This is a genomic window from Stenotrophomonas sp. SPM, from assembly GCF_003105135.1.
Classification (GTDB): domain Bacteria; phylum Pseudomonadota; class Gammaproteobacteria; order Xanthomonadales; family Xanthomonadaceae; genus Stenotrophomonas.
This window is the reverse complement of sequence record NZ_QETL01000013.1, coordinates 1-12,755: the sequence shown is the minus strand read 5'-3', so window position 1 is coordinate 12,755 and position 12,755 is coordinate 1. Positions and strand designations below refer to the sequence as shown.

Here is a 12,755-nt window from a genome sequence, read left to right as displayed (position 1 = left end):
AGCGTTACAGCTCGCGCACCCAGATGTTGCGGTAGCTGACCTTGGAGGCATGCTCCTGCAGATACAGCGGCGCGCAGCCATGCGGTGAGTACGACGGCGCGCCGATGTACTCCGTCCGGCCCGCCAGCACGGTGTCGTCCTGCACCAGCACGCCGTTGTGCAGCACGGTGATGCGCGCCGGCGAGGTCAGCCCGCCACCGGCGGAGAACCGCGGCGCCTTCCAGATGATGTCATAGGCCTGCCACTGGCCGGGCGCACGCGAGGCATTCACCAGCGGCATGGCCTGCTTGTAGATCGAGCCGGCCTGGCCATTGGCGTAGGTCGGGTTGCCGTGGCTGTCGAGCACCTGCAGCTCATACAGCTCCTGCAGGAAGATGCCGCTGTTGCCGCGGTTCTGGCCGTCGAACCCCTTGGTATCGGTCGGCGTGCGCCACTCGACATGCAGCTGCATGTCACAGAAACGCTGCCGGGTGCGGATGCCCTTGCTGCCCGGCACCACGGTCATCGCGCCGTCCGCCACCGTCCACGGTACCCGCCCGCCCTGCTCCGCCTCCCAGGCGGACACGTCCTTGCCATCGAACAGCACGATGGCGTCCGACGGCGCAGCGCCGACCGGCGTGGCAACGTCCGCCACCGGCGCCCATACCTCGGTCTTCGCCGGATCACGCTCCGCACCGGCCTGCGCGAACGCCGGCACTGCCGCCAGCACGCCCGCGGCCATCAAGAAAATTCTGATCATCCTGTCGTACTCCATCAGCTGGTGGCCCAGGCCGGCGTACCTGGCACATAGGCCATGTCACCATCGTAGCGTCCGGGCACGGCGACGTACTTCAGCACTTCGGTCGCGCCCTGTTTCGAGGTGAAGAAGCCGAAGATGGCCAATTGCTTGATCATGGTGAACGGATGCGGCATCGCCTTCGCAGTTTCCCCTGTGCCGGTCTCGCTCACCTCGACCGCACGCTTGCGGGCCTCGGCATCCAGCGTGCGCAGCAGCGAGGTGCGCGCCTCGGGCGCAAGGGCCACGAAGCTTCCGCCGGCGCGCTTGTCGATGTCGGCCAGGCCAGCGCGGAACGTCGCCTGCTGGCGGGCGGTGTAGCAGTCGGTCACGAACCGCGCCATGAAGGCGCCAGTGGCCGCATCCTTCGCGCCGGGCGTGCGGGTCCGCGGCAGGATGGTCTCGGCGATTTCATCCAGCGTGGCGATCTCGGCATCGGAGAAGCCAGCGCCTGGCGGCGCAGCCGGCAGCTTGGCACTGGCCAGCGCCGGCAGGCCGATCATCGCCGCACCGGTGGCGGCAAAGATCATCTTCAGCAGTTCACGGCGGTCCATCAGAGATTCCCCGCTTTCAGTTCGCGCACGGCATGGTCGGCGGCCCGCGCGGTCAGCGCCATGTAGGTCAGCGACGGGTTCACGCAGGCACTGGATGTCATGCACGCACCGTCGGTGACATAGACGTTGGGCGCATCCCAGACCTGGTTGTTGGCATTGAGGACCGAGGTCTTCCGATCACGGCCCATGCGTGCGGTGCCCATTTCGTGGATGCCCTTGCCCGGCGCATAGTCGTTGTCGTGCATCTCCACGTCCTTGACGCCGGCCGCTTCCAGCATTTCCGCCGCATCAACCGCCATGTCCTTGCGCATCGCCTTCTCGTTCTCGCGCATGGTAACGTCCATCGCCAGCACCGGCAGCCCCCACTTGTCCTTGCGTTCGTGGTCCAGGCGGATGGTGTTGTCGTGGTGCGGCAGCATCTCGCCAAAACCGGTCATGCCGATGCGCCAGTCACCGGGCAGGCTCAGTGCCTCCTTCAGGTCGGCACCGATGTTCAGCTCGGCGATCTCGCGTGACCAGCCGTTGCGGCTGGCACCGCCCTGGTAGCCGAAGCCGCGCAGATAGCCACGCTTGTCCGCCGCCACGTTGCGGAAGCGCGGAATATAGAAGCCGCAGGGACGACGGCCGAAGTAGTACTTGTCGTCGTAGCCTTCCACCCGGCCCGATGCGCCCGCGCCGAAGTGATGGTCCATCACGTTGTGCCCGAGTTCACCGGACGACGAGCCCAATCCCCCGTCCCAGACATCGGTGGCCGAGTTCATCAGCAGCCACGTCGAATTGAACGACGACGCATTGAGGAAGATGACCTTGGCCGTGTACTCGTAGGTCTGGCCGGTCTCGGCGTCGATGACCTCCACGCCGCGCGCACGCTTGCGGTCCTTGTCGTAGAGCACTTCCTTGACGATCGAGAACGGCCGCAGCGTCAGGTTGCCGGTCTTCATCGCCGCCGGCAGCGTGGCCGCCTGGGTCGAGAAGTAGGCGCCGAAGGGACAGCCGAGAATGCACTTGTTGCGGTACTGGCAGTTGACCCGGCCCTGCTCGGGCATCGGCTTGGTGATGTTGGCGGTGCGCGAGTGGATCATGTGGCGCGTGCCACCAAACGCCTTCTGGATCCGCGCGGCGACGTCCTTCTCGACGATGTTCAGCGGGATCGGTGGCAGGAACTCGCCATCAGGCAGCACATCCAGCCCCTCGCGCGTGCCGGCGATGCCAGCGAACTTCTCCACGTGGTCGTACCACGGCGCGATGTCGGCATAGCGGATCGGCCAGTCGGTGGCGATGCCTTCCTTGAGGTTCGCTTCGAAATCCAGATCGGAGAAGCGGTAGCTCTGACGCCCCCACATCAGCGAACGGCCACCGACGTGGTAGCCACGAAACCAGTCGAAGCGCTTGGTCTCGATGTAAGGCGAGTCCTGTTCGTCGGCCCACATGCCTTCCAGGTTCTCGGCAAGGGCGTAGTCGCGCATCAGCACCGGGAACGCGGCCTTCATCGCCTGTGTCGGCCGGTTGCGATGCGGGAAGTCCCACGGTTCCTTCATCGCATTGACGTAGTCCTTCACGTGCTCGATGTTGCGCCCGCGTTCCAGCATCAGGACTTTGAGACCTTTTTCGGTCAGTTCCTTCGCCGCCCAACCGCCACTGATTCCCGAGCCAACAACGATGGCGTCGTAATGATTATCTGCCATGGGTCTATCACCTGGGTGGATATCGTTTCAGACGTCGCAGAGACGGATCGCCTCGCGCAATGAGCCAACGGGATCGGGCGCTGCAGGCATGAATTCCTGCGCCAGATACCCATCAAAACCGGTGTCGCGGATCGCGCGACAGATGGCCGGATAGTTCAGTTCCTGCTGGTCACCGATCTCGTGCCGGCCAGGCACGCCTGCGGTGTGGTAGTGCTTGAAGTACGCGTGGTCCCGACCGATGGTGGCGATGATGTCGCCCTCCATGATCTGCATGTGGTAGATGTCGTAGAGCAGGCCGAAATTGTCCGAGCCGAGCCGCTTGCACAGCTCCACGCCCCAGGCCGAGTGGTCGCACAGATAGTCGGGATGGTCGACGCGCGAGTTCAGCAGCTCCATCACCAGTACGACGCCACGCTTCTCGGCATGGCCGAGAATGCGCTTGAGGCCAGCCTCGGCGTTGGCCATGCCCTGCTGGGGGTCCATGCCGTTGCGGTTGCCGGAGAAGCAGATGAGGTTGCGATAGCCGGCATCGGCGACCCGGTCGATGTGCTGGGTGTAGCGCGCCACCAGCGCATCGTGGAATTCTCGGCCGGCAAAGCCCTTGGTCAGGCCCAGCTCGGCGCCGTTGCACATCGCGCTGTCCACGCCATGCGCTTTCAAGGTGGGCCAGTCCTCCGGGCCGACCAGGTCGATGGCGGCAAAGCCGAGGCCCTTCACGGTCTGGCAGAGCTGGGCGACCGACAACTGCGGAAAGGTCCAGCGGGCGACGGAGTGCTTCAGCCGGCCCTTGAGGGACGCAGCAGACGCGACAGAGGGCAGAACGCCTGCAGCCGCCAGGCCCAGGCTGCCGGCGACGGCCATGCGCAGCGCATCGCGCCGCGTGAGCCCCGGCGCAGGCGCCGGTTCGATGGAATGGATCGACATCCACTTCCCGGCCTCCCAACCGGTGCAAACACTGAGCATTCACAGCAATGCAATCGATTGCACCATACGGGAGGAATTATTTTTTTTGCAAGACGCGGTGCACGAAAAGCCATGCTGCGGAGCACAACGTTTCTCACCTGACACGCAAAAAAAAAGAGCCCCACGAATGGGGCTCCTTCTGGATTCACGCCTGTGCCTGTTGCCAGGCATGCATCAGAACGGAATATCGTCGTCAGCGAAGTCGTCCATCGGTGGTGCCTGCTGCGGCTGCGGGCGCTGGTTGCCGCCTTGGTTGCCGTAGCCGCCACCCTGGTTGCCACCGCCCTGGTTGCCGTAACCACCGCCCTGGCCGCCACGCTGGCCGCCGCCACCGCCGCCGTACTCCTGGCGTGGGGCCTGCTGGCGCTGCGGACGGTCGCCGCCGAAGTTGCCACCACCGCCGCCACCGCCGCCTTCACCGCGGCCGCCCAGCATCTGCATTTCGTCGGCGATGATGTCGGTGGAGTACTTCTCCACGCCATCCTGGCCGGTGTACTTGTCGTAGCGCAGGCTGCCTTCAACGTAGACCGAGCTGCCCTTGCGCAGGTATTCGCCGGCGATTTCGCCGAGCTTGCCGAAGAACACCACGCGGTGCCATTCGGTGCGCTCCTGCTGGTTGCCGTCCTTGTCCTTGCGGACGCTGGTGGTGGCCAGGCTGATGCGGGTGATCGCCATGCCGCCCTGGGTGTACTTCACGTCCGGGTCGTTGCCGAGGTTGCCGACCAGGATGACTTTGTTGATGCCACGCGCCATAGGTGTGTTCGTCCGTTGTACAGGGGCAGACCACGAGTGATAGCACGTCCTCCTGGCAGGAGGCAGTGGCCCGGGGCCGCCCCCGATGCATTTGGGGGAATTCAAGAATGTCCCATCTTATCATCGCCACCGCCTTCCGCCCGGTCAGGGAAGCCCCCGGCGGCGGCCGGATTGCCCCCTAGGCCCTTGTCCTGTCAGGCCTGGGGGGCCGTTCAACCCAGCCGACAGCAGGAATGGTCTGGACCTGTCCGCACCGGGCGGGTCCGGTCGCGTCACAGCCAAGCGCTGTCCGATCCGTCTCCCCGGCAAGACATCCACAGGGCCAGCAGCAGCCACCCGTGGCATCATCCGTGAATCTCCCCGCCTGCTCCCTCCATGACCATCAAAGGCAAAGCCACGTCCCTGGACATCGCCCACCTGGCCGGGGTTTCCCAGCCCACGGTGTCGCGTGCCCTGCGCGGCAGCCCGATGGTCAACGCCGAAACCCGCGAGCGCATCCTGCGCATCGCCCGCGAGCTGAACTACAAGGTCGACAAGAACGCCTCCAGCCTGCGCCTGCGCAACGCCGGCACGCTGGCCCTGCTGTTCTTCGAAGACCCGACCAACGATGACTCGCTGATCAACCCGTTCTTCCACTCGATGCTGGGCTCGATCACCCGCGCCTGCGCGCTGCATGGGCAGGACCTGCTGGTGTCCTTCCAGCAGCTGTCCACCGACTGGCAGGCCGATTACGAGGACAGCAACAAGGCCGATGGCATCATCCTGCTGGGCTACGGCGACTACCACCAGTCGCGCGACCGCCTGCAGCGACTGGTCGAACAGGGCACGCATTTCGTGCGCTGGGGCGCGGCCCTGCCCGGCCAGCCGGGTGTGTCAATCGGCAGCGACAACTTCCAGGGCGGGCATGACATCACCACCCACCTGCTGCAGCAGGGCTGCCGTCGCATCGCCTTCCTCGGCCATGCGTCCAGCCACTACCCGGAATTCGAGGAGCGCTACCGCGGCCACGTCGAGGCGCTGCGCACCCACGGACTCGCCGCCGACCCGGCGCTGCAGCACGATGCGATCACCACCGAGGCCTCCGGGCAGGAAGCCTGCCAGGCGCTGCTGGCACGCGGTGAACGCATCGATGCGATCTGCGCCGCCAGCGACCTGATCGCCATCGGTGCGATGCGTGCATTGCGCGAGGCCGGCCTGCGCGTGCCGCAGGACGTGGCGGTGACCGGCTTCGACGATATTCCGCTGGCAGCCTCGGTGTCGCCGGCGCTGACCACGGTGCAGCAGGACACCAAGCAGGCGGGCCAGCTGCTGGTGGAGAAGCTGTTGGCGCTGATCGGCCGGCAGCCGGTGGAGAGCCTGAGCATTCCGGTAAAACTGGTGGTGCGCGAGTCTTCCGTGCGGATGTAGAGCCGAGCAACGGCAGCCGAGCATGGGCTCGGCTCTACAGGGTCTCGTGGAGGCCGGTAATCCACTTCCCCTACTGCGGACACGTGCGGGCCCTCATGGCGATGGAACCGGATACCCTCGGCGATCCGATCGCGATGCAGGGTCTGCCGCAGTTCCCGGTTCACGATCCGCATCTTGGCCCGCAGCCACGGGCCGACCGGCAGTGCGATGTCTTCGGCCAGCGGCTGGCCATCCTCGCCAAGGAACTCCGGGAAGATCATGAACGGCTCGAGCTCGCCCGACGCATCGGCATAGGCGAAGTCCCAGCGGATGCCGTTGTACGCGGGCTGGCGGCGGCCGCCTTCTTCAGGTGCCAGCAGGCGGATGCGCGCCTCGGAATCGTCCTTCAGCAACAGATACACGCCCACGCCCTGCTCTCTTTCCCCTGGATAGCGGCCGATGGTGATCGATCCGCGGGCGAAGGGGAATCGCGCGGCAGGCACGCCCGGCCACGCCCGCAACCATGACCATTGGCATTGACCGGCGCCGCATTCAGCGCGATAAACCGCTATTCACACAGGGAAGAGGTGTACGCGCATGCTGCAGATCGACTCGCTGTCCAAGACCTACGCCAACGGCGTCCACGCGTTGAACGCGGTCACCCTGGACATCCCGCGCGGCATGTTCGGCCTGCTGGGCCCCAACGGCGCCGGCAAATCCTCGCTGATGCGTACCCTGGCCACGCTGCAGGAAGCCGACAGCGGCACCGCGGTGTTGAGCATTCCCGGCGAAGCGCCGATCGACGTGCTGCGCGACAAGGACGCCGTGCGCCGCCGCCTGGGCTACCTGCCGCAGGATTTCGGCGTCTACCCCAAGGTCAGCGCGCTCGACCTTCTGGAACACTTCGCCGTGCTCAAGGGCCTGACCCAGCGCGTGCAGCGCCGCGAAGTGGTGGATGGCCTGCTGCAGCAGGTGAACCTGTGGGACGCGCGCAAGCGCAAGCTGGGCACCTACTCCGGCGGCATGCGCCAGCGCTTCGGCATCGCCCAGGCCCTGCTCGGCGACCCGCGCCTGGTCATCGTCGATGAACCCACCGCCGGCCTCGACCCGGAGGAACGCAACCGTTTCCTCAACCTGCTGGCCGCCATCGGCGAGAACGTCGCAGTGATCCTGTCCACCCACATCGTGGAGGACGTGACCGACCTGTGCCCGAGCATGGCCATCATGAACAAGGGCCAGGTGCTGCTGACCGGCCGCCCGACCGATGCCATTGAAGCGCTGGCAAACCAGGTCTGGCGCAAGCAGGTCGATCCGTCCGAGCTGGCCGACCATGAAGCACGCTACGTGGTGCTGTCCACGCGCCTGGTCGGCGGCCGCCCGGTCATCCATGTCCACAGTGCCAGCGATCCCGGCGATGGCTTCCGCGCCGTGGCCCCCGATCTCGAGGACGTCTACTTCCAGCGCCTGCGCCTGCAGGCGCGTGCCCGCGCGGCCTGATTCGGAGTAGACCATGATCCTGACCTTCTTCCGCTTCGAGCTGCGCGAGCAGCTGCGTTCGCCGCTGCTGTGGCTGCTGGCCTTCCTGTTCGCCGCGCTGGCCTTCGCCGCTGCTTCCACCGAAGCCGTGCAGATCGGCGGCGGCACCGGCAATGTGCACAGCAACGCGCCCATCGTCATCGCACGCTTCATGGGCATCTTCACCATGGTGTGCATGCTGGTGTCCACGATGTTCGTCAGCGATGCCCTGCTGCGTGACTTCGAGCTGGGCACCGCCGAACTGATCTTCGCCAGCCCGATCAAGCGCCGCGACTACCTGGCCGGGCGCATCCTCGCCGCGATCTGCGCCAGCCTGGTGGTCTACCTGATCATCGCACTGGGCATCTTCCTGGGGCAGTTCATGCCGTGGGTGGACAAGGCGCGGGTGGGACCGGTGTCGCTGGCTGCGTATGCCTGGACGTTCACCTGGATCGTCCTGCCCAACGTGGTGTTCACCACCGCGCTGCTCTCGCTGCTGGCGGCGGTGACCCGCTCGATCCTGTGGGTCTACATCGGCCTGGTCGGGTACTTCGTGCTGTACGGGGTGAGTGCCTCGTTGCTGAAGGATATCGACAACGTCTGGATTGCCACGCTGACCGAACCGCTGGGCGTGCGTGCGCTGGGCCGCGCCGTGCGCTACTGGGCGACCGAGCAGAGCAACACGAAGCTGCCACCGGTAGCCGGTTACCTGCTGGCCAACCGCGCCCTGTGGCTGGGTGTAGCCGCCGCGCTGTTCGCCGCCACCTTCGCCCTGTTCCGCACCGAACGCGCGGGCAGCGGCCGCAGCCGCTGGGGCCGGCGCAAGGTCGTTGCCAGCACCGAACCGGCACGGCCGACGCGTATCGTGGCACCGCGCGTGCGCCCGGTCTTCGGCGCCGGCACCAGCCTGCAGCAGTTCCTGCGACAGGTACGCTTCGATACCTTCGGCGTGCTGCGCAGCGTTCCCTTCATCGTGCTGCTGATCCTCGGCCTGGCCAACTTCATCCCCGGCGCGCTGCAGCAGCGAGCGCTGTACGGCACGCCGATATGGCCGGTGACCGCCGAAATGCTGTCGTCCCTGCAGGGCGCCTACAGCTGGCTGCTGGTGATCATCGTGCTGTTCTATTCGGGCGAACTGATCTGGAAGGAGCGCACCGCGCGCCTGAACGAAGTGAACGACGCCATGCCCGTGCCCAACTGGGTACCGCTGATCGCCCGGCTCACCACGCTGGTGGTCATCGTTGCCGCGTTCCAGTTCATCGGCGCAGTGGTGTCGATGGCGATGCAGCTGGTCCAGGGCTTCACCCACCTGCAGCCACTGCTGTATCTGAAGGCCCTGGCGCTGGGTTCGGTGTTCTACGTCCTGATGGGTGGGCTGGCACTGGTCCTGCAGGTGCTGACCAACAACAAGTTCTTCGGCTACGCACTGCTGATCGTGGTAATGATCGCCCAGGTCGCACTGGGGCTGCTGGACTTCACCCAGAACCTGTACAACTTCGGCAACTGGCCCAACGCCCCGTATTCGGACATGAATGGCTACGGCCACTTCCTGCCGGGCCAGCTGGTGTTCCAGGCTTACTGGGCCCTGCTGCTGATCGCACTGCTGTTCCTGGCCTCTGCGTTCTGGGTGCGCGGCGTCGGCACACGTCTGCGTGAGCGGATGAAGCTGGCCATGCACCGCCTGCGCGGTCCGACCGGCGCGGGGTTCGCTGTATCGCTGGTGGCCTTCGTTGCCCTGGGCAGCTGGCTGTACTGGAGCACCAACATCCGCAACGAGTTCGTGTCGCCGGACCAGCAGCGTGACCTGCAGGTGCGCTACGAGCGCGAGTTGTCCAAGTACCGGAACCTGCCGCAGCCTCGCATCATCGCCATCGACAACCACGTGAACCTGCGTCCGGAAACGCAGACGGTGACCATCGATGCCGACTGGACCATCCGCAATCCGCACGCGGCGCCGATCAACGACATCCACATCTCGATGGGCGACGACCGTGAGCTGATCAAGGTCGACCTCGGCGGGCAGACCCTGAGCTACCACGACGTGGACCTGGGCTACCGCATCTACCGGCTGGCCTCGCCGCTGCAGCCCGGCGAGCAGCGCACGGTTCATTTCCGCGTCGAGCAGAAGCCCAACGGCATCACCGCCGGGCAGGCGCCCAGCAACATCGTGGACAACGGCACGTTCTTCAACAGCGGATTGCTGCCGTCCTTCGGCTACGACGAGAACAGCGAGCTGAAGGATCGCAACGAGCGCCGCAAGCGCGGGCTGGGCGAACCGACCCGCATGCCGAAGCTGGAAGATGAAGCCGCGCGCGCCAACAACTACGTTTCCAACGACGCCGACTGGCTGGATTTCCGCACCACCATCTGCACCGCTCCGGATCAGGTGGCACTGGCGCCGGGCTACCTGCAGAAGGAAGCCACCGTGGAGGGGCGGCGCTGCTTCAGCTACGCAATGGACCGGCCGATGCTGAACTTCTATGCCTACCTGTCCGCACGCTGGCAGGTGAAGAAGGGCATGTACAAGGACATCCCGATCGAGGTGTACTACGACCCGGCCCACCCCTACAACGTGGATCGGATGATCGAGGCCGTGCAGAAGTCGCTGGCCTACTACGAGGCGAACTTCACCCCGTACCAGCACCGCCAGGTGCGCATCATCGAGTTCCCGGGCTACCGCAGCTTCGCCCAGTCCTTCGCCAACACCATTCCCTATTCCGAGTCGATCGGTTTCATCGCCGACCTGCGCGACCCGGACAACGTGGACTACGTGTTCTACGTCACCGCGCATGAGATCGCCCACCAGTGGTGGGCGCACCAGGTGATCGGCGCCAACGTGCAGGGCGCCACCATGCTGTCCGAATCACTGGCGCAGTACTCGGCACTGATGGTGATGGAACAGGAGTATGGCCGCGCGCACATGCGCCAGTTCCTGAAGACCGAACTGGACCGCTACCTGGCCGAGCGTGGCAGCGAGCGCATCGAGGAACTGCCGCTGGAGCGGGTGGAGAACCAGCAGTACATTCACTACCGCAAGGGTTCGCTGGTGTTCTACCGCCTGCGCGAAGAGATGGGCGAAGCCGCCCTGAACCGCGCACTGAAGCGCTTCCTGCAGGACAAGGGCTACCAGCAGCCGCCGTACACCACCTCGCGCGAACTGCTGGGCTACCTGCGTGCCGAAGCACCGGCCGACCGCCAGCAGTTGCTGACCGATCTGTTCGAGAAGATCACCCTCTATGACAACCGGCTGGAGACGGCCAGCGCGAAGAAGCGTGCGGATGGCCGCTACGACGTGACCCTGAAGCTGCACGCCACCAAGGTGCATGCCGATGGCCAGGGCAAGGAAACCCCGGCCACGCTGGATGACTGGATCGAGATCGGCGTGTTCGCCAATGCGCCTTCCGGCAAGGAACGCGACCAGAAGGTGCTGTACCTGCAGCGCCAGCACATCACCGAGGCCGCTCCGACGATCACCGTGACCGTGGGCGGCAAGCCGGATGAGGCCGGGTTCGATCCGTACAACAAGCTCATCGACCGCGACAGCGACGACAACCGTAAGAAGGTGTCGATGTGATGCCTGCGGAGGTGCCGGTGATTGCCGGCACCTCCATCACTCCGATACCCGCTGTTCGCCCCATACGGGATGAGTCGAGCATGCCTCGAGCCTATTCCAGTAGTGCCAGGCCATGCCTGGCAGAGCTTGCCCACGTTACCGCTGTGGCGATGCGCCGCGCTTAGGCCCCAGCAACGCCAGCAGCCCATACACCACGATCGAAGCGACCGTGCCCAGCAGCGCTGGCCCACCGAGGGCCCAGGCCGGACGGCCCTGCTGCCGCGCCCATTGGCCGAGATGCCAGGCCGCACCCAGGTTGACCAGCCAGGCAAGGGCAAACACCGGCCACTGCGCCATGCCCACGGCACGCAGCAGCGGCAGGGCCAGCAATGCAGCGACGATGGCTGCGATCAGGAAGATCAGGGCGTTACGGGAATGCCGGGATGCAGGTGTGTTCATGCCTGCAGCCTACGCACCATCACCAACACGCGATAGCGATGGCTGTCGGCCACGAATACACTGCCCAGCCAATGCTCATACTGCGGGAACGCCTGCATTTCCCGACGCTTGAGTTGCACCGCACCGATTATCTGACCTTCATGAAATGCAGCAATCCGGTGCGGGAAACCGCCGACGTCCTGCGGCTGGTTGAGCCGCTGCAGTTCCTGTTCCAGCGACAGGCCAGCTTCCTTGCCCCATTGCGTGTGGTACCACTGGGCCAGCTGCAGATTCTCCGGCGCGCCGCTGGGTAGTTCCCTGAATTCCATGACAGAGCCTGCATCCCGATGTCGCCCAAGCGAATCACGGATGGCGCGCGAAGGGAAGCATCCTGCAACGTTGAATCATGCCCGCCTGATGCTTTTGTAGAGTCGAGCCATGCTCGACTGCCGTTCGCACGATGCCAGATAAGTCGAGCATGGCTCGACTCTACACCTGCGCGAGATCCTTCAGGATCCCGCCAACGCCTTGGCCACCGGGCAAACGGAGCCCATGAAGACCAAGCGTCAGCCCTGTCGCCAGCGACACAGCCACGCCCGTCACCAGCCAGGTCGCGGCCCGACGTTCATGCTGGGAGGCGGTGCGATCAATCGAATCCATGGGAGATCCTGCTCAGCCCTGCGCCAAATCCTTCAGGATCTCGCCCACGCCGCTGGCGGAGATCTCGAAGCCCAGCGTGGTGCCGGGGTTGACCACCACGCCGTAGCCACCGGGCACTCGGCGCAGCACGTCCAGCATCAGCCAGCGGATCTGGTGCGGGGCCTGCTGGCTGTGGATGCCCACCCGCGCCGGATCGGTGAACACCGCCACGTGCAGGGTGCCCTGCTTGTCGAACAGCAGCGGGTCGAAGCCGCTGCCATCAGGGGTGACCAGGCTGCCGGTCAGCAGCACCACCTCGGAGGCCACGAAGGCTTCCATGAAGGCACGGATCGGTACGGCTCCGTCCATGGCGGCCTTCAGCAGGATTTCGATCGGGGTCTGCGGGACAAGGTCGGTCATGGCGGCTGCGGCAGGTAGGTAGGGGGGACCTATTGTAGAGCCGAGCCCACGCTCGGCTGCCTTCCCAAGCGCAG

The 12,755-nt window shown here is 65.5% G+C and carries 13 protein-coding genes; 4 read left to right on the top strand and 9 right to left on the bottom strand.

Annotated features, from left to right (window positions below; genetic code table 11):
- Positions 1–4: 4 nt before the first annotated feature.
- The 5 genes from DCO49_RS05195 to DCO49_RS05175 all read right to left on the bottom strand — a co-directional run bounded on the left by DCO49_RS05195 (position 5) and on the right by DCO49_RS05175 (position 4,730).
- Positions 5–754, bottom strand: coding sequence for a DUF1080 domain-containing protein (locus tag DCO49_RS05195; RefSeq protein WP_207776461.1), 750 nt, complete (start codon positions 752–754; stop codon positions 5–7).
- Entirely contained in the window at positions 754–1,329 is a 576-nt protein-coding gene (locus DCO49_RS05190; protein ID WP_116863111.1) for a gluconate 2-dehydrogenase subunit 3 family protein, read from the bottom strand. Before DCO49_RS05190 ends, DCO49_RS05195 begins: the two co-directional genes overlap by 1 nt.
- Positions 1,329–3,014, bottom strand: coding sequence for a GMC family oxidoreductase (locus tag DCO49_RS05185; RefSeq protein ID WP_116863110.1), 1,686 nt, complete (start codon positions 3,012–3,014; stop codon positions 1,329–1,331). Before DCO49_RS05185 ends, DCO49_RS05190 begins: the two co-directional genes overlap by 1 nt.
- A 27-nt stretch (positions 3,015–3,041) precedes the next feature.
- Positions 3,042–3,938, bottom strand: a complete 897-nt coding sequence (locus DCO49_RS05180) for a TIM barrel protein (RefSeq protein ID WP_116863109.1) — start codon at positions 3,936–3,938, stop codon at positions 3,042–3,044.
- Positions 3,939–4,151: 213 nt separating this feature from the next.
- Positions 4,152–4,730 (bottom strand): single-stranded DNA-binding protein, encoded by a 579-nt coding sequence (locus DCO49_RS05175; protein WP_116863108.1) that lies wholly within the window; start codon positions 4,728–4,730, stop codon positions 4,152–4,154.
- 375 nt (positions 4,731–5,105) lie between these two features.
- Between DCO49_RS05175 and DCO49_RS05170 the strand changes: the two genes are divergently transcribed.
- The 4 genes from DCO49_RS05170 (at position 5,106) to DCO49_RS05155 (ending at position 11,205) form a co-directional block, all read left to right on the top strand.
- Positions 5,106–6,137 (top strand): LacI family DNA-binding transcriptional regulator, encoded by a 1,032-nt coding sequence (locus DCO49_RS05170; RefSeq protein ID WP_116863107.1) that lies wholly within the window; start codon positions 5,106–5,108, stop codon positions 6,135–6,137.
- 95 nt (positions 6,138–6,232) lie between these two features.
- Positions 6,233–6,643, top strand: coding sequence for a hypothetical protein (locus DCO49_RS20285; protein WP_165835680.1), 411 nt, complete (start codon positions 6,233–6,235; stop codon positions 6,641–6,643).
- Positions 6,644–6,713: 70 nt separating this feature from the next.
- Complete coding sequence (locus tag DCO49_RS05160) at positions 6,714–7,613, top strand: ABC transporter ATP-binding protein (protein ID WP_116863106.1); 900 nt, start codon at positions 6,714–6,716, stop codon at positions 7,611–7,613.
- Between the two features lie 13 nt (positions 7,614–7,626).
- A complete protein-coding gene (locus DCO49_RS05155) occupies positions 7,627–11,205 on the top strand; it encodes a M1 family aminopeptidase (RefSeq protein ID WP_116863105.1) in 3,579 nt (1,192 codons plus the stop codon).
- Between the two features lie 135 nt (positions 11,206–11,340).
- Here the strand turns inward: DCO49_RS05155 and DCO49_RS05150 are convergent, their stop codons facing one another.
- The 4 genes from DCO49_RS05150 to DCO49_RS05140 form a co-directional block, all read right to left on the bottom strand.
- Complete coding sequence (locus DCO49_RS05150) at positions 11,341–11,643, bottom strand: hypothetical protein (RefSeq protein ID WP_116863104.1); 303 nt, start codon at positions 11,641–11,643, stop codon at positions 11,341–11,343.
- Positions 11,640–11,951, bottom strand: coding sequence for a hypothetical protein (locus DCO49_RS05145; RefSeq protein WP_243402667.1), 312 nt, complete (start codon positions 11,949–11,951; stop codon positions 11,640–11,642). The genes DCO49_RS05150 and DCO49_RS05145 overlap by 4 nt, the downstream gene beginning before the upstream one ends.
- 160 nt (positions 11,952–12,111) lie before the next feature.
- Positions 12,112–12,282: a hypothetical protein gene (locus DCO49_RS20280; RefSeq protein WP_165835679.1), complete on the bottom strand. Its 171-nt coding sequence runs from the start codon at positions 12,280–12,282 to the stop codon at positions 12,112–12,114.
- 12 nt (positions 12,283–12,294) lie between these two features.
- Positions 12,295–12,681 carry an SseB family protein gene (locus DCO49_RS05140; RefSeq protein ID WP_116863103.1) on the bottom strand — a complete coding sequence of 129 codons (387 nt, stop codon included), beginning with the start codon at positions 12,679–12,681 and terminating at the stop codon, positions 12,295–12,297.
- Between the last annotated feature and the right edge of the window lie 74 nt (positions 12,682–12,755).

Coding starts and splice junctions, on each gene's coding strand:
- DCO49_RS05140 (WP_116863103.1), bottom strand. CDS start 12,681: ATGACCGACCTTGTCCCGCAGACCCCGATCGAAATCCTGCTGAAGGCC.
- DCO49_RS05180 (WP_116863109.1), bottom strand. CDS start 3,938: ATGTCGATCCATTCCATCGAACCGGCGCCTGCGCCGGGGCTCACGCGG.
- DCO49_RS05150 (WP_116863104.1), bottom strand. CDS start 11,643: ATGAACACACCTGCATCCCGGCATTCCCGTAACGCCCTGATCTTCCTG.
- DCO49_RS05160 (WP_116863106.1), top strand. CDS start 6,714: ATGCTGCAGATCGACTCGCTGTCCAAGACCTACGCCAACGGCGTCCAC.
- DCO49_RS05195 (WP_207776461.1), bottom strand. CDS start 754: ATGGAGTACGACAGGATGATCAGAATTTTCTTGATGGCCGCGGGCGTG.
- DCO49_RS05155 (WP_116863105.1), top strand. CDS start 7,627: ATGATCCTGACCTTCTTCCGCTTCGAGCTGCGCGAGCAGCTGCGTTCG.
- DCO49_RS05175 (WP_116863108.1), bottom strand. CDS start 4,730: ATGGCGCGTGGCATCAACAAAGTCATCCTGGTCGGCAACCTCGGCAAC.
- DCO49_RS05170 (WP_116863107.1), top strand. CDS start 5,106: ATGACCATCAAAGGCAAAGCCACGTCCCTGGACATCGCCCACCTGGCC.
- DCO49_RS20280 (WP_165835679.1), bottom strand. CDS start 12,282: ATGGATTCGATTGATCGCACCGCCTCCCAGCATGAACGTCGGGCCGCG.
- DCO49_RS05145 (WP_243402667.1), bottom strand. CDS start 11,951: ATGGAATTCAGGGAACTACCCAGCGGCGCGCCGGAGAATCTGCAGCTG.
- DCO49_RS20285 (WP_165835680.1), top strand. CDS start 6,233: ATGGCGATGGAACCGGATACCCTCGGCGATCCGATCGCGATGCAGGGT.
- DCO49_RS05190 (WP_116863111.1), bottom strand. CDS start 1,329: ATGGACCGCCGTGAACTGCTGAAGATGATCTTTGCCGCCACCGGTGCG.
- DCO49_RS05185 (WP_116863110.1), bottom strand. CDS start 3,014: ATGGCAGATAATCATTACGACGCCATCGTTGTTGGCTCGGGAATCAGT.